Source organism: Pseudomonas sp. 32A, from assembly GCF_052682255.1.
In genome coordinates this window covers 4,235,049-4,254,697 of the sequence record NZ_JBQYLY010000001.1, presented here as the reverse complement: position 1 = coordinate 4,254,697, position 19,649 = coordinate 4,235,049, and the positions used below count along the sequence as shown (strand labels likewise).

The following is a 19,649-nucleotide window of genomic DNA, read 5'->3' as shown; positions in this document are numbered from 1 at the left end:
GGCCAACACCTGTATAAGTAGACAGTATTGTTCCACAAAGATCCGTGATCGCCTACCCCTGTTTTTCTATTTCTGCTGCAGCTCGTCGCAACAAGCCCTCTAGCGCGGCCTTTACCGTTTGTCGGCGGACCTCGTCGCGGTTGCCGGGGAAGTGTTCGAGCTCGGTGGTGACCTCATCGCCCACGCCCCAGGCCAGCCATACGGTGCCCACCGGTTTGTCCGGCGAACCGCCATCGGGGCCCGCCACACCGCTGACCGCTACGGCAAAACGCGCCAGGCTTTTCTCCTGGGCACCCCGGACCATCGCCTCCACCACTTCGCGGCTGACAGCCCCGACTTTGGGGAACAGCGCTTCCGACACATTCAACTCCCGGGTCTTCTGGCGATTGGAATACGTGACATAGCCCGCCTCGAACCAGGCCGAACTCCCGGGAATCCGCGTGATCGCCTCGGCGATGCCACCGCCGGTGCACGACTCGGCCGTTGTGACGTGGGCATTGAGAACCTGCAAGCGTCGACCAAGTTCAGCGGCGAGTTGAGTAATTTCCTTCACGGTCATCTCCTGGAGTGGACGGGCGTTTGCCTACCCTACAGGAGCCCATGGGCCATGCAAGTTACAAGAGACTAACGCGCGACGGCCCGGACATACGCCTGGCAGGCGCGCAAGGCAATCATTGCGTTATCGCCGTCGTCGGTGATGGCGATAATTCGTTGAGCATGCGCCGGGTCAAGTCGGGCTCGCGGGGCGCCATGAACCACGCTGCCGGGGGTGGCGGTGGCTGGCATTGGGCAGCCGCTGGCTGAGTCGCTGGCGTCGAGAAGGACTGACAACCGCACATCAGCAGTGGCCAGGCGATCCCGCAGGTGAGCCTGATCGTGCTGTGCATCGGAAAGCTCCCGGGTGTGTTGTTGGTCGCTGGCGCTGAGTTGTTGCTCCAGTGCCAGCCGTTTGTCCTGTTCCAACTGTTGTTGACGCTGAGCCGACAGGCTTTGTTGGCTCAGCGCTTCAGCGTGAAGAGCCTCCAGGCGCTCAAGTTGTGTGCCATACCGCCAGGCCTGTACCTGCCAGGCAACCCCCGCCGAGACCGCCAACAACAGCAAAAAGCCAAGCAGGCGATATGACGTCAGGAAGCCCATAAAACCGCCTTCGCCCGGGCCCACACCTGCATACGGTTCTCCAGACCGTTGAGGCCGCCATTGATACGCCGGGTGATGGTGGTGAACTGGTCCTTGTCAGCCAGTTCGTTCAAGCCATTGCTCTGCCAGAACCACGCGGCGGATTCGCAGGCCCATTGCGGCTGCTCCAGCAACTCTGGTTGCTGCAATAAACGCTCATCGCCGAACAACGCCTGGCTGCATGCCAGGTAGTTGCGCCGGCCAGTGATCTGGATCAGGCCACGCCCGCGATACTTCTGGCCATCGCCATCGGCTTCGGGGGTGTTGCCCAGGCGAGCGGCCAGGGTGCCGGTGTCGTATTTGCTCAGGTATTGATCACTGCCCAGTTCACGTACGTAGCGCAGTTCGCCGGATTCGTGGCCGATTTGGGCGAGGAAGGCGGCGATGCGTTTGGGGGTGGTGATCTGGTAGTGGGCCATGGCAGCGTTTAAAGCAGATATAAAAACGCCGGCTCTAAGGCCGGCGCCGGGCAAGATTGCCTGAAGCTGCGAAATTTGCATAAAAACTCCGTCAAGCATTACTCCACCTGCTGTGAAATCCAGCCTGGAGCCTTTGGACGCTGGTCCATTGCCGGAAACTCCACAGCCTGGGGCCAATCTCGAAGTTGTTGCAAATACGTAAGCAACTCGAAAAACTGCGCGCTACTCAGCGTCGTGTTTGCTGCCATATCTGCTTCATCTCGATGGCGTTCGCGTAGCCATTTGATGCTCTCAATCTGAGAGTTCCGCCAATCACGTTCCAGACTCTGCATAACCGGCCCGTCTTGAGGTACGGGAATTCCGCCCTCCTCCAGCCATTGCTCATATTCGGCCCAGAAACGGTGAGAACGCGGAACCGTTGCTCTATCGACCAAGCGTAAAACGGTGTCTGGATCATGTGTCAACTGATAGCTCATAAACCCTCCTAAAGTTCGGCATCAGCCGCTGCGTGGATGTAATAGGACTGTGTGGCCAAACCGACATCCGAGTTATCCACCCAGACGGACCGGGTTGATGCGGTGTAGGTTCGCGCATTGCCGGATGACACCAGGTCACTGCCAGATCGCCATTGGCCGGGAGCTCCAGTGCCAAGCGCGCGGTAGAGCGTTGTGCTGGGAATCGCACGTTTCTCGACCTTGAAAGACCACTGAGTCGCCGGCTGGCCCGAAGAAGCCACCTGCCCTTGCATAACGATTGAAATCAGCGAACCCGCCGTAGATCCGGCCGCGTCACCAGGTACAACATCTTGACTAAAGGTCTTCTCGTAGTAGCGCTGACAAAGGCTCAACTCTTCACCGTTGGTTCTTCGCTCAAAGAGAGTGGCTACAGGTCCTTCTTCCAACTGCACTTGAGCCAAGTCGATCGTTTGCAGTGAATTCAGCGCAAGATCCAACTCAATCCGCAGGCAGTCGCTGTCTCCAGCGCCCAGCGTCTTGCCAGCAATGGACGGAACCTGAAATGTCGCCTGGCACCTCGTCCAGCCATTCGTCACCTGAAACGAGTTAACCAGCGTAGTGGCCGGGAGAGATCCACCATTGCCGAAGTACTGCGTAATCGAAAAAGTCACACGACGCGGCGCATCACCACGGACCCAAAACGAAACCGTCGCCACTTTTCCAGCCAGCGTTCTTACCGACTCGATTTTTTGAGAAATCTTATGAGTGGTTGCGCCCGAACCGGCTACCACTTGCTGCCAGCGCAAGAAAAACCGCGGCTCGTTGGGTACATCAGTCTGACCAGGTGCAAAGTTCTGCCGAGAGATGTTCACCCCGGCAGCACCGTCCCAATCACAGCGAAATCGATCGGCAAGAAACCCGCCTACACTGGGCCCAACATTGACCACACCGCGCTGCCAAATATCAAAACCGCCATTGATAACCAGATTCTTGCGATAAACCTGAACCGGAAAATTTTGCTGCGGGTCCAGCTTTGCCAACTCTTTAATCGCCAACGCCAGCTGGTTGTTTTGAGACTCGTTCGGCACTAAACCGGCCGCAGTAATTGCGTTAACGATCTCCTGCGTAACCCCATTCCCCCAAGCCGCCGGAATCAAACTCCCTGGCGTCCCGGTCACCGGGTTCTCATCCACAAACTTGCCATTCACCAGCCCAACGCTGGGCACACTCTTTGGATAATCCACGCTTCTACCCTCTAGTCATAATTGATGTACACCTGCGTATGAGCAGGTGCGCTGCGATGAATCAGGCACTCCAGGGCGTTCCCCGGATTGACGCCAAACCGCTCTCCCCAATAACTCGCCCCAAACCGCCGCCCCAGGTGCTGGCGGCCGCCGGTGTTGAGCGTCCACATGAAGTGCGCCTGCCAGGTGCCAAAATGCGCGGCGCCAAACCGTGAGCGGCCCATGCGCGGTGCGCGGTGCTCTGTGACACTGGCGTCGGGATAACCCTGGCTGCGGGCGATTTCGATGTAGTACGCGGCGCGCTGGCTGCCCACCGCCAACAGGCGCCGACGCACCGCCAGGCGACGGTCGTCGTACAGCGGGCTCAAGCCCAGGCAGGGATCGGGCAGTTGCATCACCCTTTCCCACTCCGGCACCAGTTCGCTGACGGTCGCCGGGTCCATTTCGTTTTGCAGGTCGCAGGCCCGGGCGTCGATGCGCGTGAGTTCTTCGGCGATGCCTTTGAGCACCGTCTCCAACTGCGGCACGGTTTCCAGATCCCAGGCTGGCCCGCTGGGCAACAAGGCGATCAGTTGTTCCTGATACTGACCAGCGGTTCTCACTCCAGCCATGTGATACCTCCGAACACCAGTAACTGATTCGTCGCCGCTGTAACGTCCGCCAACGGGTTTGTGAGGGTGTGATCGGTCTCGCCGGTCGCAGTGCTGATGGCTTCGGCGATATGGGTCAGCAACAAGGTGTCGCCCAAGCCGGCTTCGCGGTTGTGCAGGTCACGCAGTTGGGCCTCGACAGCCGCGCGCACGGCGCTGGTGTCGGGGGTCAGCCGCAGTTGATAAGCCACCGGTTTCATCACTGGCGCCAACACATACACATCAGCGGTGACTGGCCGCAGCGGCTCGATATGGGCTTGAACCTGCGCCAGCTGCGCGGCATTGGGGATCGGCTGCGGGTCGTCGTCACGCATCACAAACACTCCCACCGTCCCCGGCCCCAGGTAATTGCCGCGACACCACGCGCGAGTAATGCCGGGCACTTCGAGGGACCAGGTCTCGTAATCCTGTGCCGAACCGCCCTGGGGGATAACGCGATAGGAACGAATCACCCGCGCCCGCAGCGACTCCAGGGTTTCTCGCGCCACACCGCCGGTCAGCCCCGGCGCCAGCACGGTAAAGGTCGAACCAATACCTTGCAGCGGCTGGACCGCGATCAGGCTCAGCCCGGCATCAGCGTTGCCCAGGGTGCCGGCGTCAATCGCCTGCACGGTGGCAGTGTTGAGGCCCGCATGGGTCGTGCCGGCAGCGGTGACCTTGAAGCTGCGCCCATCACTGCTTTGCAGCACCGTATCCACATCCAGCACCGCACCCGTCGCCGCGGTAAAACTCACACTGCCACTGGCGGCCACCGCCGCCTTGCGCGCCTGGTTCAACCGCAGCGCGGCGATGCGCTCCAGGGTGGATTCATCCGCGGTATCCGGCAGGATCTGCTCAGCGATCCAATCGAGATAACCGTACAGGCCGAACGCCGCACCACTGAGTGTGCGCGCCAGGACCTGGGCATCGGACTGGCGCAGCGAATCGCTGGCCAGGTCGCTTTGGGTGCGTTTGATCAGCACCGGCAGCGAAGGGGTTTCAAACGGCATAGATCACCTGCCAACTGTTATCAGGGTTGATGTCCAGGCGCTCGCCATCGGCCAGAGTCAGCTGCGTGCGCAGGTTGAGCCGCTGGGCGTCAAGGCGTTCACTGAGGACTTCGATGGCGCTGCAATGCCCGTCGTCGATCAGCCATTGCAAGGCTTCGCGGGCATAGAATTCGGCGTCCAGTTGCGTCTGGCGGGTCAGCTTGACTCGGCGCAGCAACCACAGCCTTGAGCCGATACGGTCGTCGGCCACGCTGGGGAAACTGTCGCCCCACCAGCCGAAGCGCTCGTCATCGTCAACGGGGTCATCCGGCGCGGCACGGCGCCAGGTGAACAGGCTGATCAGCACCGAGCGGGTCAGGGCATTTTTCAGGTTGTCGGAGACAAACATCACTGGCCTCCCGCCGGCGCGCCGGTCTGGCCGCTGCCGGGCTGTACGCCCACATGCACGTGCCGGATCTGGCTGATGCCGCCGGCAATCTGGTCGCCCTGGGAGATGATCTTGCCGCTCTGGGTCAGGGTCGGCGTATCGATGTTCACAGCGTGGCTGGCGCGGATATTCAGGGTGCCGGTTTCAATGTCGATCACCCGCCCGCGCTTGAAGTGAACCTTGTCGCCTTCGTCGGTGTAGATCGCCACTTCACCCGGCGCCAGGGACTGCAAGCGATAGCGACGGTCGGCCACCACCAGCACGATGGCGTGGGAGCGGTCCCCGCCCAGGAACGTGGCGATGCCTTCAGCACCCGCCAGCGGATTGCTGGTGAAACCGTAGGGTTCGAAGTGCTCCATGTCGTCGTTCACTTCGCCTGCGGTCAGGCGCATTTGCAGTGATTGCAGCTTGGTGGCCGAGTGGGCGAGCACGACAGTGCCGCGCGCCAGCAGGCGAGTCAGTAGGCTCATGGAAATTCCTTGATGGTTAAGCGGATGGCAACGGATTGGCATCAAAGGTGGACGGCGGCGCCACCTGTAGCGTAGTGATCGAACCTTGGTCGGAGAGCGAATAAGTAATCCTGGAGATCAGCATGTCCTGGTCAAAGCCCAGCACCGGATCGACCACCCGTACCAACAGGTTGTGGCGCCACAAATCGCCGTTGGACTGCCGCCAGCCTTGCACGGTGTAGGTGGTGGTCAGGGCTTTTCCGGTACGGGTGGCGCGTTCCCAATCGGCGCGTTGCTGGGCCAGCTCAGGGGTCAACTGCGTCGGTTCGCTGATCACCGTGACGCGTTTTCGCGCGGCGTTTTCATCCCGGGAAATCCCTGAAACCTCACTGACCGCCGCTGCACTTTTCTGATCATCGCCCTTGTGCTGGCCGATGACGCGGTACTCGGAAAACACCGAGCCAAAGTCCATCGGCGCGTTAGCCGAAAGGATGTTCTTGCCCAGTTCCAGGCTGTCATTCGCACGCCCTGCACTCCCCGGCAATGCCAGCACCAGGCGTCCGTCCGCATCGTCGGTGGAGAACACCCGATACAGCGTCAGCAAGCGGTCGATGGATTGGAATACCGTCTCCCCGGGCACGATGCTGTGGGTCTGCAAACGTGTGGTCTCGGCAATCTCGCTGTGCACCTCGACGCCATAGGAGGCCGTCAGCGCGCGGACGATGCTCAACACACTTTGCCCGCGCCACTGGCCGGGCTGGTTTATCGCTGCACAGTCCACCAGGTCCTGCGTCACCGAACCGCCTTGAATACTCAGGCTGATCTGCTGGCCGTCGTAACTGATGGGCGCCTTGAACACAAAGCCGGTGAGCACCAGATCGCAACCGATGCGCACCTGGCAACGGACTCCAGGCTTGATCGGCACCGCCAGGGTTTGCCCGGGCCATTGCCAGGTGATGTTGAGGGTGAAGGTGCGAAATTGACGCTCCAGGTCGGCGCTGATTTCCACGCTTTTCCAGCCGCCATAATCTAGGCCGTCCACGGTCAGGGTGACGGCATTGTCCAACTCGTTCATGGGTTACTCCCTGACCACTTGCAGATCCGCTGGTGGCAGGAAGCCCGGATGGGCCACCCGATTGCGCTGCACCACCTCGCCCACTCGCGTCGCGTCCCCGAAGCGCTGATACGCCAACAGCAAGGCGGGCATGCTGCGCATTGGCGTCAGGTTGACCAGTCGCACACCGGACGAAGCCACCGCGGTCAGATGCGTGAACATCTGTTGGCGCAAGTCGTTCAGCGCAACGTAGTGCCCGGCGTCGGCCTTCAATGCGGCTTGCCACATGGCTTCGTTCAGAAGGTCACGCAGCACCAGCACATCGTCGGCCACCGGCACTTCGCGGCGCTGCACCGGCTGTGCCGCCTGTTGCGCCAGGGACGGCGTGGTACTGAGGGTCACCGCTTTGGTCGCCACCGGTACGTCCGCCAGCCACTGGGCGATCTTCACCCACAACGCGTCCTGTACCAGATTGGCGGTGGCCTGCACGGCGGCCATGCTGTCTTTGCCGGTGGTCAGCTTCGGCACGTCGATAGTGCGAGCCGCTTCCACCTGCTGCGAGAGGTTGGCCAGCATGCCGCGATAGCCGCTGCGGGCAAACGCCTTCAGCTCCTTCACATCGCCGAGCAAGCCCTTGAATTCGGCGCTCAATTCCTTGGGTACTTCCTTGATGGCTTTGACCAGTGCGTTCAGGTCGCCATACAACTGAATCAGCGGGGCAAACTGCTGTTCAATCACCTGGTAAACCTCAGCCAGGCCATTGCGCAACGCCTGGATCCCCACCCGTGCCAGCTTCACCAGTGCGACGGCCTGCTCAAAACGCAGCACCGCCGACCCCAGCAAACTGTCGGCCGACACCAGCAACAGCTGGCGGGTATTGACCGCCGTAGTGGGAAACTTCAAGGGTTCGTCGGGATAGAACTTCAGGGCAAAGGTCACCAGCCCGCCGTCCTGGCGAGTCTGGGTCATCTCGCATTCGCCGACCTTGACCTGCAACCGTCCAAGCCAAGGGTGCACCAGCTCGCCAGCGCCCTCCTCCAGGGCCTTGAGCAACTTGTCGCGTTGCTCCAGGCAGTCCTCGCCCACGACAAATGCCGTCAGCTCATGCACCCGGGACTGTTGGCCCAGTCCTTCAAAAAACGGCAGGTCGCGCTGAGGGTATTCGTGCAACTGGCCCTTCTTGCCGACCGGGACTTTCGCCTGGTCAACCCAAAAACTGACGCCACGAAACGACGCCGGCAACAAACGATCACGCCAGCTCATTGGAGCCTCCAAGGGACAAGGAACGGTAGCCGACACGTGGGGTGACACTCAGGCCGGGCTGGTTGGTTCTGGGCTGGTCGACCCGCAGGCCGGCCGGTGCATTGTCGAAGCTCACCCGCAAGTCGCCGTTGAGCTGCGTGCGGTTGTTGGCCGCGGTTTGTTGCAGCAGCGAACTGGAGCTGGACGCCAGGGGTGATACCAAGCCAGGCCCCTTGCGGAACCAGGATGGGTTACGCGCGCTTTCGGCATTGCGTTCCTGTTGCTCGGTGGTCAACTCCAGCACACTGCCGGTCGCCTGGTTGATCACTTCACCCAGCCCACCGTTGAACAGCTTGCGAATCGGCGCGGTGATCACCGCAAGCTTCTCCGACAGCGCCGTGAACCAACTCAGCACCGGTGCCCACATGGCTTCAAGTTGCTCCATCGGATGCCAGTCGTCGAACAGGCCACTCAGCACCACAAAGGCGTCCTGGGCCTGCAACTTGAGATCGCTCCAGATCGAGGCAAATGCTCCGCTGACGCTACCCCAGACGGCAGAGATCTTGTCCAGGGGCGACCAATCGAAGTAACTGCTGACGATGGTAAAAGCCGCCAGCGCGGTGAGTTTGAAGTCACTCCAGATCGCCGCAAACATCTCACTGATCACACCCCAGTTGGCAATGATTTGCCCTTGGGGTGACCAACTGAACAGGCTTTTCATGAACTCGACCACTGGCACGCTCAGTGCTTTGAGCAAGTCCCAGAGGGCCGCAAAAAAGCCGCTCAACGGCGTCCAGTTGTTGACGATCAACCCCATTGGCGACCAGGAAAACAGTGTGGTGAAAAAGCCGACCAAGGGCTGCGCCATCACCTTCAGCGACGTCCACAACCCTGCAAAAAAACCTGTGATCGGCCCCCACAGGCGCATTACTTGTTCCAGCGGACGAAACGCAAAGACCGTCTGAAAAAACTCGCCCATCGTTCCTATCGCCGCCATCACTCGCTCGCCGAGCCCGACAAAAAACGCCGAAATGGGCTTCCAGTTGGCGACGATCAATCCCGCCGCCACGGCAATGCCCACGGCCACCAACACTATCGGGTTGGCGCTGAGCACCAGTTGCATCAGCCCCAGCGCCTGGGACACGCCGGTGACAGCCGCTTGAATGGCGGTAAACGCCACCGCACCCGCTGCGAGGCCCTGCACCAGTTGCGGATTCTCGGTAAGCACTTGGGCCACCGAGGTCAGCAACGGCTCCAGCCCGACCACCACTGCCGTGACGGCTGGCAACAGCGCGGTACCGAAAGCCACTGATACCTTGTCCAACGAGGCGTTGAAATCCTTCAGGCCCTGCGCTGCGGTTTCGGTAACGCCCTGCCCCACGGCGGCATTCACTTCGCCGACCTCAGCCTTGAACGCCAAAGCCGATTTAATGCCGCTGACAAACGGTGCCGCCAGCCCGCCGCCCTTCACCAAACCGGCGATATCCAGCTTGCCGAGGCCCGTTTGTTCCAGGTTCTGCCTGAAGCGCCCGACCGTGGCCTGCAGCGCAGCGAGCTTGGGCGACAGCTGGTCGATCCCGGTCAGGCGCACGGCGGTACTTTCTACTTTCTGAGCTTCTGCCATCACTGCACCTGCTGCATCGCATTGATCCGTTGCGCATGCTCCAGGGATTCCCGGAGCGTATCCAAAGGCCTGGCCAGCATCTGTTCGGGGTCAACCTTCCAGAACCAGGCCAGGTCATAGGCCACCGCAATCAGCTCGGCGACGGAGCCTGCGCCGCACTCATGAAAAAACCGGCGACGGCCCAGCTCAGCGCGTTGAAGTCCACCAGGTCGAGCTGGTTGACCGACGACGGCGGAATGCCCGCGCACACCGCGATGTACTTGGCGGCCACGTCGAGGTCGAGACTCACGTCTTCACCCTTGTCGATCTTGTACGGCAGCGCCTTGATCGCCCGTACCTCCTGCACCGTCGGGCGGCGCAGGGTGAGTTCGGTCAGTGGCTCGCCGTGGGCCTCGATGGCCACTTGCAGCTTCACCGTATCGGTCATTGCCAGGTCCCCTTGATGCCTTCGAATTTCAGCTCGATCACGGCGTCGTCGCCCTTGGCCACGGGCTCTTCCACCAGGTAGGCACCGGCCAGCACGTAGACCTTGCCGTTGTTGAATTCGCAGGTGACGGTCATGTCGGTGCCGGCGATCAGTTGCTTCAATGGAAAATCCGGCGTGTGCAGCGCGGTAACCTTGAAGGACGGGGTGATGTCGGTTTCCTTGTAGAAACCCGGCACCACGGTTTCCCGCTTGACGGCCATCAACGGTGCTTCGCAGCCGCCGTTGATGGTCAGTTGAGCGCCGTCCACTTTGACGTAGCAGGTGCCCGCAATCAGTTGACCCATGATGTTTCTCCCAAAAATAAGCCCGCACTCGGCGGGCTGGAATCAGTTGCGAAAAGCGCGGGGCTTACACCGCCGCGTCGTACTGCAAACGGAACTGGTTGAGCAGCGCAAACACCCGCAGCCCGTTGACGTAATCCGGCGGGAACAGCACGTTGACCCGGCTCGGGTCCTGGCTGTCGCGCTCGACGATCAGGTGCTCGGCGAACAGCTCGGCGTTCTCCACATGGCCTTCCAGTTCCAGCTTGGCGTACTGGGCGATCAGCTCACCGCGGATAGTGCTCGGGGTGACGATCGGCTGGCCGGCGCCAAAACGCGTGCCGTCAGCGGCGAGCTTGTGGCGCCCGTACTTGCTGGTGATCACGCTTTGCAGACGGCGCACGATAAAGGCCGACTGGTGCAGGGTTTCGCTGTCCAGGTAGGAGTTGTCCGCCTGGCCGAAAGCGTTCTTCTGGTAGGTGGTGATCGCCCGCTGAATGCGCACGTAACCGCCTTCGTAGTAAGCGGTGGCGATGCCGTAGTTGAGCAGCGATTGGCGCTCGGTCAGCGTGAAGCGCTCGCTGGCGTCCGCCGGGTCGAGGCCTGGCAGGCTGCCGCTTTGGGTCGGACGGCTGGCATCGGCGGAGATAAACACCGCCGTGCGTGCGGCCAAGGCGGCTGCCTGGACCCAGAACGGTTGTGGTACGCCCGGCTCCATGGCCTGGATGGTCACGTGCTGGTCGTTACGCCCTTGCCCGGCAGCCACCAGGGTACCGATGGTGCCGCGCTTGGCGGTGTAGACGTGACCGAACAGTTGCTTGGCCCAGGACCAGCGTCCGCTGCTGTCATCCATCACCGCTTGCCAGGCGTTGAGGCTGGTGGTGTCGGCCCAGGGCACGCAGATGAACTCGAACGGCTCATCGCCCAGCGCAGCCAGCGCCGCGAGTTGGTCAGGTACACCGGCACCCGCGGCCATTTTGCCGAGCACGGCGGTCAGGCCATCGGGGATTTGTTCACCGTTGCTCTGGCCCAGGCGGTTGAGCTGCAGGCTGATGTCGTTGCCACTCTCACCGGTCCATTTGGCGGTCAGGGTGACCGTGCCATCGGCGGCCACCGCACTGACCGGCAGGTCGGCGCTGGCGTTGATTTTCAGCGCCAGGGCGGTGGCGGCCACGGCAGCGGTCGCGCCATTGATCACGGTCGCTTGAACGCGGGTGCCGCCAACGTACAGGCTGAGAATGCCACCTTGGGTCGCGGCGCCGGTCAGCTTGAGCTCGGCCTTGGCCGCGCTGCCTTCGGTACTGTGCAGCGGCAGGCACCAGATCTCGCCCACCGGGTCACTCTTGCGGAACGTCTCGTACATCGATGCCAGCATCGAACCCTGGCCACCGATACGTTTGGCCATGGCCGCGCTCGACACCAGCACCAGGCTGCCGATTTCCGGGCTGGTGACGTTGTCGTTGACCTGGGCCACGATCAATCGGCGCAAGGCGGACGACGCACTATTGGCTGCCGAATTGTCCATCTCGGCGTAGAACAGCGGTACACGAATGTCCGCCGGAATATGACTGAATCCAATCGCCATTATTTGGCTCCCTGTGGTTTTGCCGCCTTGACGGCTTTGGTTGTGATGTCGCCATCGGCCAGACGTCGACGCCACCAGGCGTTGTCCGGGACTTCGCGGCCTTCGGCGGGCAACAGATCGCCCGCCTCCGGATCAGGTACGGCACGGCCGGAAACCGGCAGTACGGTGATGCGTTTGCTCATGGTTTTACCTCGGCAGAAAACGTCATTTCCAGGCGCCCGTCGGGGCCTGGGCGTTGCAGATTGGGGTCGGCCGGGTCGATGGCATCGACCCGCACCGTCACCCCGTTGAAGGACGGCAGAGCGTCCAGCTCAAGCTCGAGCCAGGTTTCCGCTGGCTGTGTGCTGAGGTTGCGTCCCAGTTGGAACTCGGCGAAAAATCGCAGCCGGTAGAGCCCGCGGGTCTTCGTCAGCAGCAGCCAGTCGCCGCCTTCGTACTGAATGGGCTCGTAGAAGCGCTCGGGCTTGAATCCCACCAGGGCGCGCCAGACTTCGGCGCGCAGGGCCTGGAGTTGGTCCATGGCTAGCGCTTGTTGGCCGTCCACCAGGTCGAGTACCAACACCACGCCAAAATGCTCGCGGATAGTTTGCCGGGTGGTGTTTTGCGAACTGTTCGCGGTGGCTGCGTCAGTGATCGGCGTAACGACCGCAGCGGGAGCACCGAGCAGGGTTTGCAGCGCATCGAGATCGAGGCCAGCGTGCACCTGTTGGTTGAAACCGGGGCAGTGATCACGCAGGTGGGTCAGTAACGGGGTGATCTTCATAGGGTTCACCGGGCAATAAAAAACCCGCTCGGGAGCGGGTCTGGTTAGAGGGCGCGCGGCTAGACCGTCAAGCCACTGGCGACGATCGAGCTGCGATAGCCCGCCTTCGGCACCCCGGTATGCGTCACCGTTTTGATCGACCATCGCCCTTGCATATACGTCGGCCAGGTTTCGTCCAAGAGCAAAAGACCTTCGGCCGCCAGCAACGGGTTACCTGGGCAATCAATGGTTAGCGTTCGTCCTTTAAGGCTGGCCCGGCCCAACTCGCGCTGCGCCACCACCCGGGCTTCATTTTCGCTCTGATAGCGCTGGCGCAGGACGGTAAACGGGGCAACCCCGACCTGAACCACCCGCAGCTTGCCTGCCGCGGCATCCCACCAACTGGTTTGGCAACCTGCGTATTTAGCGCGGGCTTTTTCCTCAAACTTGGCGCTGATAAATGCCTGCTCCCCGGGGCGGTTGTTCTGGGTCACGGAGAGTTTTACCTCTGGCAGCATCTGGCCAGAAAGCGTTTTGACCTGCCCGCTGTCAGCCAGTACATACAGCTCGTTGAAGGGCTTGCTGACCCCACCGTACTTCCCGGCAAGCCGGGTGATAAAGGCCATGTCGCTTTCATTGGACTGATCGATATGGGGAATGAAAATACCCTCCAGACTCGGCGCAACACGGGGTGAAAAGCCGTGGCGGGTCACCAGTTGGCGGAACAGCGCCCCCAGGGTAGTTGGCCCGTAACTGGCGGAACGACGCTGCCGATAGCCGGTTTGATCCTGCACACTGAACGGAGCTGCGGTGGCTCCCACCACCAGGCGCATGGGAAACAGGAACGGCGTTAGATGGGTAACCACAAACTCGCCCTTTTCCACCAGCCCCGTCTCCAGGTAGCCCGCCCGAAAACCGATCTTCCCGCTCAGGCTCGGCAAGCCTTCCAGGCCTTCGATGTTGAGGGTGAGTTCCAACTGGTCAGATTCAATACCGGTGGTATCCGTATGGCTCCACTGCATGATTCGCTCGTTGAGCAGGGCCGCGTTGGCGCCGTAGAACTCGACGATCGGGGTAAATCCCATTGCCATGAAACCTCCTTAATCCCAGGCCGACACCGGGCGCACCGCAGCCGGGCGCGACTCCACTTCGGGCACGATTACCCAAACACCCGCCGGCAAGACCGGGCCCTGCTCGGCAAGGTCGGGATTCAAGCGCCAGAGGTTTTCTTCAGCCATGTCATCGCAGCGGCCAAGCTCGCGGTAGAGCAGCAGGTTGACCGAGTCACCGGCAATACTTCGCACTCTACGCATTGACGAACTCCTCCAGCACCAGTGTCCAGCCGATCAACAGAGCGGTGCCGTCATCGATCACACAGGACTGATCTTCCGTGACCGAGGTGATGCGCCACAGTCCCCAGTTACGACCGATACCGTCCACCAATGGCAGCGGCGCCCGACCGTTCTGCAGGGCGCGCAGCTCGTCCAGGCGTTGCATGCCCACGGCGTACGCGGCTTTACCTGTGAACGTGAGCTTTTCCAGGTTTTGCCCTTTCTGCCGCGACTGCGGCTTGCTGGCAATAATCTCCAGATTCGCCCAGCCACCGTCCGTGAGGCGGTTGAGACCGGAATAGGCAAACCCGCGCGACAACCCGAAAATAAAATCCCCCAGTACCATTTGCTGTCGCATCAGGCATATCCCCTTAAATCAGTCAGCGATGCGTTACGCCGCACGCTCAAGGCGTCGGTCAGTATCGGTAAGGTTTGGTATTGCAGCGCCTGAATCACGCCATCGATGATGGGTTGGGCATCGGCAAGACTTACACCGCTGATCTGAATGCTTGGCGCGATGGTGATCTGCAGGTTGTCGGTGCTGGCGCTACTGAGTTCCTTGCTTACCGTGTTGGGTGATGGCAGACGATCACTTGGGCCGAACAACTTGTCACCGAGCCAGGTTCCCGCCTCGCTGCCCAACAAACCACCGATGGCGCCGCCGACAGCAGTGCCGACACCGGGAAAAATCAGGGTGCCGATAGCGGCGCCGGCGGAGGCTCCCGCCCAGGCGCCGCCCGCGGTGCTGAGGCCGGAGGCGACCGCTTTTGCGTCGCCATTGCGCACGCCCTGCACCACATCCATGGCGGTGTCGACGTACTTCAACGGGCCGAGGCGGCGGGTGCCTACCGATTCCAGTCTGGCAAACGCTCCCGATAAACTCGCGGCCAGGCCTTTGCCTGCACCGCGCGCCACACGGCGGTTTGCCGACGGTGCCGCGTAGGAGGCAAACGAATTACCAGGTAGGTTGGTCGACGCCTGGGCGGCCTGTTTGGCAGAGAACGGAACAAGCGGCTGGCCCATCGCATTGAGCTGGGGCGCGGCATTTGCCGAGGCGGGAAGATGAAGAGGTTTGAGATCCGCGGCTTTGCCATCGACGGTTGCCTTCGATTCACGCGGAACCGTTTGGCCAGGCTTGGGAAGCTTGACGCGCCGCTTCTTCAAATTCCCGGGGGTGCGAGCTTTGTCTTTCTTGCGGACCGTCTCTCCAACGCTTTCGGGTAACTGTGCGGCCGCCGTTTCAAGTGGGCCGGTGGTGCCAGGGCAACATTGCTTGTCGCCACCCTTGTCCTTGTCTTTATCAAGCCCCCCGTCCTTGAACAGTTTCCCTACTCCGGGAATCTTGCCGAACGTCACATCGACCAGATTGCCGATCACTCGGGTCTTGACCGTATCCAACAGGCTCGAACCCAAATCCTTGCCGATATCGGCCCCGGCCTTGAGGCCCTTGTCCACCCAGGAGTCGGGGGCCGTTGCTGGGTCCTTTTGCTCGCTCTTCGGCGCGCCAGCGGCGACATCGACCGTCTTGGTCTCCAGCGAGTTACCGTTAATGAACAACGTGCTGTTGAGCGTTTCGAGGGTCTCGCGCAGCCGGACCTGCTCCAGGGTCAGGCCGTTGATTTCGAGGCTGGCACTGGCCAGCGCCAGGCTAAGATCCGTCATTGCGGCAGGCACCGCATCCAGGGAGGCAGGCCCGGTCAAATCCTCGGCCGCCGGTGACAAGTCCCTCGAAAGCCCTCGGTCATACGTTTGCCCGGCAAATGCCAGCGCATAGTTAATCTGCATCCGGCTCTACTCCTGTTTGATGCCAAGGCGAGTGATCGCGATGTCGTAGCGGCGCAATGCTTTTCCGGCGTCCCAGTCCAGGATTTCCGCTTCGTTTACCGAGTAAACCAGCGGCACAACATCGAGGATTACTTCGATGTCGCGCTCTGAAAGAAGGCCGCCGGTTGATTTAAAAAATCGTCGATTCGCCCCTGCAGTTCGGTCCAGTCGGGAACGGTCAGGCCCGCCAGGTCGGGGATCATCAGCCCCGAACAATGGGCAGTGATGAACTCGGCGCGCTCCTTGGCCGTGGTGAGTTTTTTCATCACTTTGGTGGCGCGCAGGGCAGGCATTTCCAGGGTCACATCGGTCAGGGTTCGACCCGCTGCGTTCAGCGGCAGCAGCAGCTTCACCTGTTCGGTGATGGTTGAGTCACCAGGCGTGCGGGACTCGTCCAGGAAGAACGAAGCCGGGCGGGTCGACATGTCATGCACGTATTGCGCGATGCTCACGTAGTCCGGGCGTTTGAGCTGGTCGAGCTCTTTTTCCGACAGGCCGGTGGCGAGTTTCGCCAGTTCGAAAAACTGGTCGTCCTCATCGTCACCGGCCCGGGCCAGCGCGTCTTTTTGCGCGGCATAGAACAGCGGTTTGAGTTGAATCTGCTCGACCGTCGCGCCGGTATCGGCGGTGATCGGCGACAGCAGGATGTGCAGTGGAGGCATCCAGGCCATGAATCAATTCCTTGATGAAGTATGGGAGCGGGAAAACCCGCCCCCGGGGGCTTATGGCATCAGCACCGCGCGGCGGGCATCGCCGAGGATGTCGACACCGTTGAGCACGAACTTCTGGGTGCGCACGTCGATGTCGATTACCGGGATGCCGTTTTCCAGGCGGTTGTAGGTGCGGCAGGAGAACTCCAGGGTGATGGCGGGTTTTTCGCCCATCTTCAGCGTGGTCTCGGTCAGCGTTTTCAGCTTGCCGCCGATGGTGTGGTAGGTGAAGTAAGTCTTGCCATCCTGGTCCTGGCCGGCTTCACGCACGTTCAGCAAAATGTCGTCGCCCAAGCGCACGCCCAGGGCAAGCATGATTTCCGGACCTGCGCCTTGCAGCTCCAATGTGGCGTTGAGCGCTTTGGCGCCCTTGGCCATTTCTTCGGCGATGAAGCGCCCGCCGGTCATGAGCTCCATATCGAACTCAATCTTCGGCGGTGCGAACGAGGTGACCGTCGCCGACAACGGCAGGCCTTGGAGGGTGGCCGCCATGGCCTGTCTGATTCGGTTGGTAAACATTAGAGAACGTCCTCCAGGAACTGCTCGATGATTTCATCGCGGGCGTTGAGTTGATAAATCATGTGTTCGTTCGGCGCGTAGCGGCCGTAGTCGATGACGATGAACCAGGTGCCGTTCTTGTACTTCTCGACACTGTTCAATTCCGGGTGCAGGTACACGCTGCCGCCAGGAATGGTTTCGTCGGCCACCAGGGTTTGCAGCCAGTCGTTGATGCGCTTGACCTCCTGGTCCATGAACGACTTGGTCAGGTTCTTGGCCATGGCTTTCTGGCCGGCCTTGACCAGCTTGCGGCTGATGGCGTCTTCCAGACCCACGTAGCTGATGAACTTGCCGGTGATGGAGCGGTTACCCAGCAGCGAGAAACCGCCGAGGATGGTGCGGGCGTAGTAGCTCACGCCGTAACGGTTGAGCAGGTCGCCTTCGGTGGAGGTGTCGAGGATGTTGTACTCAACCACGCGGGAAACGTCTTCGGCGAAGGTCACCTGATTGCCCGGGCTTTCCCACTGCTTGACCTTGGCCAGTGCAGCGATGGCCAGGGACGACGGGGCCAGGAACACGTTTTTCTTCGCAGCCTTGGAGTACACCGACGGCATGTTGTGCACCAGCAGGCAGCGGTCGAAACCGAGGTCGGCACCGCCCAGTTCGCCGCTGTAGGTCACCTGGTCGGCGACGGTTACGTCCTTGCCATCCAGCACCACACGGGCCTTGATGCGCTTGCCGAAGGAGGCGAATTCGCCGGCCACGGCTTTGGTGCCGGTGAAACCCGGGGCGCCGATGATGGTCAGGTCTTCGGGGACGCTGGCCAGGGCGGCGAGGCCCAGTTTACGGCCGGTGACCGGCTCTTCACCGCCGATTACGTTATTGAGGGTGTCGGCCGGCGTGGTGCCCTCGTCGACGATCACTACGTAGACCGGCACCTTGACCACTTTGAGGATCTGGTACACGGCGTGGAACAGCGTGCCGGTTTCAGCGCCGGTAGGGTCCAGCAGCGCCTGGGTGGTGAAGCTGTTGATGCGGAACGGGGCGTTTTTCGGGATCGACGCATGGGCGTTGGGGGCGGTGCCCACCAGGCCGATGACGTTATCGCCCAAGCCACCCATGGCCTCGGGGGATTCGGTGGCATTCACGGTGATGCCGTTGTGTTCGAAGTTCAAAACCTCAGCCATGGTTATTCAGCCTTCTTGGGGGTGGAGTTGAGGACGCTGGTCAGTTCCAGGCGGCCAGCGGTGCGCAGGGCGGATGCTTCGACGTCCAGCAGGTCGAGTTCCTGGCCGGCGGTGGACCAATGGCCATTGCCGGTAGGGAATGGGATGAGGACGGTGTATTTCTGACGGTTTGGCATTTGCGAAATTCTCCAGGCGCAAAACGCGAAAGCCCCTGCGAGAGGGGCTTTGGGCGGGCGAAAAAAAACCGCTTTCGCGGTGGGTTATTTCAGAAATTCAGGTTTAGGGGGCCATACGACGGCATCAGGATCGCTCCCTTGATCAGGAATATCTCGAAGCCCTTGGCGGTAGGCCGCGAATGTCGCTTTATTTTTATCCAACATAGGATAGTCGGGCATAGCCGCATAATCACTCGCGGATAGATCCTGATCACGAGCGCTACGAATTACTTGCCACTTAATAAGAGGATGAAGTTCAGCAGGCACAAAAATTGGTTTCATGATTTCTCCTTAGCTCAAAGCCAACATAGTTCCCCAGTCGCCTGGACTGGTAACAACACCCGTGCACGCGCCCGCCAACATCACTTCAACAATACCGGAAGCGGAAGTGCGCATTGGATGAAGATGATAATAGGCGCCAAACAGTTCAGTGGGGGCGACTACCGTCGAGCACCAGCGCCATTTACCTTTTTCTGACCCGACACTCCATGCGCCTGAAATTGAACCCTCCAAGACACGGACAAAAGCTCCCAATGTGATGTAGGAGTTAAGTGGCACCGCCCCCGTTCCATTAGCAAGCGCCGTATCAACCGTATAAGGAAAAGCGAGCCAGGGACTAATGTCTGCGGTTGCCCACTTCAACTGCCACACGTTTACGACAGTTCGCCAATACTCACTGGCTCTGATATCAAAGCCAGGAAACTGCTCACGCACGTCTGCTTGAACCTGAAGCATGAAATCCACATCAGCCTGCGGACGTCCCGTGGCTTGAGAGGTCGTGCTGATTGAACGAAGCTTAGTGCAACTAACCTCGCCATGAATCCCCCAATTATCGATCAACTTTCCGTCAGCACTAGGGTTCAAGTTGAAATTTTTAGTCACCGCAAGCCTTGGCAAGCGACTTTTAAGTTCCAACAATTGTGCGTCATAGGCACTCCTAGCATCTACAATCGCCTTATCAATTTCCCCGACCTTGCCAGTAACTACATTAGTAAGAGTGTTTGCCGCGCTGACAACCGCAGCAAGTTGCTGTTCTGTACTCAAAATACGATCTCCTTATCTTCTTTGATCACTTAGTAAA

28 protein-coding genes are annotated in these 19,649 nt (G+C 60.7%); all 28 read right to left on the bottom strand.

Translation table 11 applies throughout. The features are described from left to right. Positions 1-52: 52 nt before the first annotated feature. The 28 genes from ACUN0G_RS19545 to ACUN0G_RS19410 all read right to left on the bottom strand — a co-directional run bounded on the left by ACUN0G_RS19545 (position 53) and on the right by ACUN0G_RS19410 (position 19,612). A complete protein-coding gene (locus ACUN0G_RS19545; protein WP_445574074.1) occupies positions 53-553 on the bottom strand; it encodes a CinA family protein in 501 nt (166 codons plus the stop codon). Positions 554-624: 71 nt separating this feature from the next. Beyond that, complete coding sequence (locus ACUN0G_RS19540) at positions 625-1,137, bottom strand: lysis system i-spanin subunit Rz (RefSeq protein ID WP_445574073.1); 513 nt, start codon at positions 1,135-1,137, stop codon at positions 625-627. Next, positions 1,125-1,676: a glycoside hydrolase family 19 protein gene (locus ACUN0G_RS19535; protein ID WP_445574072.1), complete on the bottom strand. Its 552-nt coding sequence runs from the start codon at positions 1,674-1,676 to the stop codon at positions 1,125-1,127. The genes ACUN0G_RS19540 and ACUN0G_RS19535 overlap by 13 nt, the downstream gene beginning before the upstream one ends. Before the next feature lie 17 nt (positions 1,677-1,693). Then, complete coding sequence (locus ACUN0G_RS19530; RefSeq protein WP_421524951.1) at positions 1,694-2,071, bottom strand: phage tail protein; 378 nt, start codon at positions 2,069-2,071, stop codon at positions 1,694-1,696. Positions 2,072-2,079: 8 nt separating this feature from the next. After that, positions 2,080-3,294 carry a carbohydrate binding domain-containing protein gene (locus tag ACUN0G_RS19525; RefSeq protein WP_445574071.1) on the bottom strand — a complete coding sequence of 405 codons (1,215 nt, stop codon included), beginning with the start codon at positions 3,292-3,294 and terminating at the stop codon, positions 2,080-2,082. 11 nt (positions 3,295-3,305) lie between these two features. Beyond that, positions 3,306-3,905, bottom strand: coding sequence for a YmfQ family protein (locus ACUN0G_RS19520; protein ID WP_404607589.1), 600 nt, complete (start codon positions 3,903-3,905; stop codon positions 3,306-3,308). After that, positions 3,893-4,933: a baseplate J/gp47 family protein gene (locus ACUN0G_RS19515; protein WP_445574070.1), complete on the bottom strand. Its 1,041-nt coding sequence runs from the start codon at positions 4,931-4,933 to the stop codon at positions 3,893-3,895. The genes ACUN0G_RS19520 and ACUN0G_RS19515 overlap by 13 nt, the downstream gene beginning before the upstream one ends. Next, positions 4,923-5,321, bottom strand: a complete 399-nt coding sequence (locus ACUN0G_RS19510) for a phage GP46 family protein (protein ID WP_258347592.1) — start codon at positions 5,319-5,321, stop codon at positions 4,923-4,925. Before ACUN0G_RS19510 ends, ACUN0G_RS19515 begins: the two co-directional genes overlap by 11 nt. Beyond that, a complete protein-coding gene (locus ACUN0G_RS19505; protein WP_421524948.1) occupies positions 5,321-5,830 on the bottom strand; it encodes a phage baseplate assembly protein V in 510 nt (169 codons plus the stop codon). The genes ACUN0G_RS19510 and ACUN0G_RS19505 overlap by 1 nt, the downstream gene beginning before the upstream one ends. A gap of 16 nt (positions 5,831-5,846) precedes the next feature. Continuing rightward, complete coding sequence (locus ACUN0G_RS19500; protein ID WP_445574069.1) at positions 5,847-6,884, bottom strand: phage baseplate assembly protein; 1,038 nt, start codon at positions 6,882-6,884, stop codon at positions 5,847-5,849. Between the two features lie 3 nt (positions 6,885-6,887). Continuing rightward, positions 6,888-8,126: a DNA circularization protein gene (locus ACUN0G_RS19495; protein WP_445574068.1), complete on the bottom strand. Its 1,239-nt coding sequence runs from the start codon at positions 8,124-8,126 to the stop codon at positions 6,888-6,890. Then, entirely contained in the window at positions 8,113-9,729 is a 1,617-nt protein-coding gene (locus ACUN0G_RS19490) for a hypothetical protein (protein ID WP_445574067.1), read from the bottom strand. Before ACUN0G_RS19490 ends, ACUN0G_RS19495 begins: the two co-directional genes overlap by 14 nt. Further along, positions 9,729-9,854, bottom strand: coding sequence for a hypothetical protein (locus tag ACUN0G_RS19485; protein WP_010170085.1), 126 nt, complete (start codon positions 9,852-9,854; stop codon positions 9,729-9,731). Before ACUN0G_RS19485 ends, ACUN0G_RS19490 begins: the two co-directional genes overlap by 1 nt. Positions 9,855-9,859: 5 nt before the next feature. Continuing rightward, on the bottom strand, positions 9,860-10,156 hold the full coding sequence (locus ACUN0G_RS19480; RefSeq protein WP_017480155.1) for a phage tail assembly protein: 297 nt from the start codon (positions 10,154-10,156) through the stop codon (positions 9,860-9,862). Then, entirely contained in the window at positions 10,153-10,500 is a 348-nt protein-coding gene (locus tag ACUN0G_RS19475) for a phage tail tube protein (protein ID WP_010170089.1), read from the bottom strand. Before ACUN0G_RS19475 ends, ACUN0G_RS19480 begins: the two co-directional genes overlap by 4 nt. A 64-nt stretch (positions 10,501-10,564) precedes the next feature. Then, positions 10,565-12,061 (bottom strand): phage tail sheath subtilisin-like domain-containing protein, encoded by a 1,497-nt coding sequence (locus ACUN0G_RS19470; protein WP_445574066.1) that lies wholly within the window; start codon positions 12,059-12,061, stop codon positions 10,565-10,567. After that, entirely contained in the window at positions 12,061-12,243 is a 183-nt protein-coding gene (locus ACUN0G_RS19465; RefSeq protein WP_010170093.1) for a DUF2635 domain-containing protein, read from the bottom strand. Before ACUN0G_RS19465 ends, ACUN0G_RS19470 begins: the two co-directional genes overlap by 1 nt. After that, entirely contained in the window at positions 12,240-12,824 is a 585-nt protein-coding gene (locus ACUN0G_RS19460; protein ID WP_421524943.1) for a phage tail terminator protein, read from the bottom strand. Before ACUN0G_RS19460 ends, ACUN0G_RS19465 begins: the two co-directional genes overlap by 4 nt. Positions 12,825-12,883: 59 nt before the next feature. Beyond that, positions 12,884-13,894, bottom strand: a complete 1,011-nt coding sequence (locus tag ACUN0G_RS19455) for a contractile injection system protein, VgrG/Pvc8 family (RefSeq protein ID WP_445574065.1) — start codon at positions 13,892-13,894, stop codon at positions 12,884-12,886. A 9-nt stretch (positions 13,895-13,903) separates the two neighbouring features. Next, positions 13,904-14,116, bottom strand: a complete 213-nt coding sequence (locus ACUN0G_RS19450; RefSeq protein WP_063027474.1) for a tail protein X — start codon at positions 14,114-14,116, stop codon at positions 13,904-13,906. After that, a complete protein-coding gene (locus ACUN0G_RS19445; RefSeq protein ID WP_177027022.1) occupies positions 14,109-14,492 on the bottom strand; it encodes a phage tail protein in 384 nt (127 codons plus the stop codon). Before ACUN0G_RS19445 ends, ACUN0G_RS19450 begins: the two co-directional genes overlap by 8 nt. Beyond that, the gene (locus ACUN0G_RS19440) at positions 14,492-15,919 is read right to left on the bottom strand and encodes a tail tape measure protein (RefSeq protein WP_445574064.1); all 1,428 of its coding nucleotides are present in this window, start codon (positions 15,917-15,919) and stop codon (positions 14,492-14,494) included. The genes ACUN0G_RS19445 and ACUN0G_RS19440 overlap by 1 nt, the downstream gene beginning before the upstream one ends. Before the next feature lie 128 nt (positions 15,920-16,047). After that, the gene (locus tag ACUN0G_RS19435; RefSeq protein WP_421552217.1) at positions 16,048-16,629 is read right to left on the bottom strand and encodes a phage tail assembly protein; all 582 of its coding nucleotides are present in this window, start codon (positions 16,627-16,629) and stop codon (positions 16,048-16,050) included. Between the two features lie 51 nt (positions 16,630-16,680). After that, positions 16,681-17,187: a phage major tail tube protein gene (locus ACUN0G_RS19430; protein ID WP_017480145.1), complete on the bottom strand. Its 507-nt coding sequence runs from the start codon at positions 17,185-17,187 to the stop codon at positions 16,681-16,683. After that, on the bottom strand, positions 17,187-18,353 hold the full coding sequence (locus ACUN0G_RS19425; RefSeq protein WP_445574063.1) for a phage tail protein: 1,167 nt from the start codon (positions 18,351-18,353) through the stop codon (positions 17,187-17,189). The genes ACUN0G_RS19430 and ACUN0G_RS19425 overlap by 1 nt, the downstream gene beginning before the upstream one ends. 2 nt (positions 18,354-18,355) lie before the next feature. Continuing rightward, positions 18,356-18,529, bottom strand: a complete 174-nt coding sequence (locus ACUN0G_RS19420; RefSeq protein WP_445574062.1) for a hypothetical protein — start codon at positions 18,527-18,529, stop codon at positions 18,356-18,358. 84 nt (positions 18,530-18,613) lie between these two features. Next, positions 18,614-18,850: a tail fiber assembly protein gene (locus ACUN0G_RS19415; RefSeq protein WP_445574061.1), complete on the bottom strand. Its 237-nt coding sequence runs from the start codon at positions 18,848-18,850 to the stop codon at positions 18,614-18,616. A gap of 9 nt (positions 18,851-18,859) precedes the next feature. After that, positions 18,860-19,612, bottom strand: a complete 753-nt coding sequence (locus tag ACUN0G_RS19410) for a hypothetical protein (RefSeq protein ID WP_445574060.1) — start codon at positions 19,610-19,612, stop codon at positions 18,860-18,862. Between the last annotated feature and the right edge of the window lie 37 nt (positions 19,613-19,649).

Excerpts from the sequence above, each read along its gene's own strand:
- ACUN0G_RS19445 (WP_177027022.1), bottom strand. The coding sequence starts at position 14,492 with ATGCGACAGCAAATGGTACTGGGGGATTTTATTTTCGGGTTGTCGCGC.
- ACUN0G_RS19430 (WP_017480145.1), bottom strand. The coding sequence starts at position 17,187 with ATGTTTACCAACCGAATCAGACAGGCCATGGCGGCCACCCTCCAAGGC.
- ACUN0G_RS19465 (WP_010170093.1), bottom strand. The coding sequence starts at position 12,243 with ATGAGCAAACGCATCACCGTACTGCCGGTTTCCGGCCGTGCCGTACCT.
- ACUN0G_RS19460 (WP_421524943.1), bottom strand. The coding sequence starts at position 12,824 with ATGAAGATCACCCCGTTACTGACCCACCTGCGTGATCACTGCCCCGGT.
- ACUN0G_RS19480 (WP_017480155.1), bottom strand. The coding sequence starts at position 10,156 with ATGACCGATACGGTGAAGCTGCAAGTGGCCATCGAGGCCCACGGCGAG.
- ACUN0G_RS19520 (WP_404607589.1), bottom strand. The coding sequence starts at position 3,905 with ATGGCTGGAGTGAGAACCGCTGGTCAGTATCAGGAACAACTGATCGCC.
- ACUN0G_RS19435 (WP_421552217.1), bottom strand. The coding sequence starts at position 16,629 with ATGGCCTGGATGCCTCCACTGCACATCCTGCTGTCGCCGATCACCGCC.
- ACUN0G_RS19425 (WP_445574063.1), bottom strand. The coding sequence starts at position 18,353 with ATGGCTGAGGTTTTGAACTTCGAACACAACGGCATCACCGTGAATGCC.
- ACUN0G_RS19420 (WP_445574062.1), bottom strand. The coding sequence starts at position 18,529 with ATGCCAAACCGTCAGAAATACACCGTCCTCATCCCATTCCCTACCGGC.
- ACUN0G_RS19535 (WP_445574072.1), bottom strand. The coding sequence starts at position 1,676 with ATGCAAATTTCGCAGCTTCAGGCAATCTTGCCCGGCGCCGGCCTTAGA.
- ACUN0G_RS19455 (WP_445574065.1), bottom strand. The coding sequence starts at position 13,894 with ATGGCAATGGGATTTACCCCGATCGTCGAGTTCTACGGCGCCAACGCG.
- ACUN0G_RS19495 (WP_445574068.1), bottom strand. The coding sequence starts at position 8,126 with ATGAGCTGGCGTGATCGTTTGTTGCCGGCGTCGTTTCGTGGCGTCAGT.
- ACUN0G_RS19415 (WP_445574061.1), bottom strand. The coding sequence starts at position 18,850 with ATGAAACCAATTTTTGTGCCTGCTGAACTTCATCCTCTTATTAAGTGG.
- ACUN0G_RS19440 (WP_445574064.1), bottom strand. The coding sequence starts at position 15,919 with ATGCAGATTAACTATGCGCTGGCATTTGCCGGGCAAACGTATGACCGA.
- ACUN0G_RS19510 (WP_258347592.1), bottom strand. The coding sequence starts at position 5,321 with ATGTTTGTCTCCGACAACCTGAAAAATGCCCTGACCCGCTCGGTGCTG.
- ACUN0G_RS19505 (WP_421524948.1), bottom strand. The coding sequence starts at position 5,830 with ATGAGCCTACTGACTCGCCTGCTGGCGCGCGGCACTGTCGTGCTCGCC.
- ACUN0G_RS19530 (WP_421524951.1), bottom strand. The coding sequence starts at position 2,071 with ATGAGCTATCAGTTGACACATGATCCAGACACCGTTTTACGCTTGGTC.
- ACUN0G_RS19450 (WP_063027474.1), bottom strand. The coding sequence starts at position 14,116 with ATGCGTAGAGTGCGAAGTATTGCCGGTGACTCGGTCAACCTGCTGCTC.
- ACUN0G_RS19475 (WP_010170089.1), bottom strand. The coding sequence starts at position 10,500 with ATGGGTCAACTGATTGCGGGCACCTGCTACGTCAAAGTGGACGGCGCT.
- ACUN0G_RS19515 (WP_445574070.1), bottom strand. The coding sequence starts at position 4,933 with ATGCCGTTTGAAACCCCTTCGCTGCCGGTGCTGATCAAACGCACCCAA.
- ACUN0G_RS19540 (WP_445574073.1), bottom strand. The coding sequence starts at position 1,137 with ATGGGCTTCCTGACGTCATATCGCCTGCTTGGCTTTTTGCTGTTGTTG.
- ACUN0G_RS19500 (WP_445574069.1), bottom strand. The coding sequence starts at position 6,884 with ATGAACGAGTTGGACAATGCCGTCACCCTGACCGTGGACGGCCTAGAT.
- ACUN0G_RS19490 (WP_445574067.1), bottom strand. The coding sequence starts at position 9,729 with ATGGCAGAAGCTCAGAAAGTAGAAAGTACCGCCGTGCGCCTGACCGGG.
- ACUN0G_RS19470 (WP_445574066.1), bottom strand. The coding sequence starts at position 12,061 with ATGGCGATTGGATTCAGTCATATTCCGGCGGACATTCGTGTACCGCTG.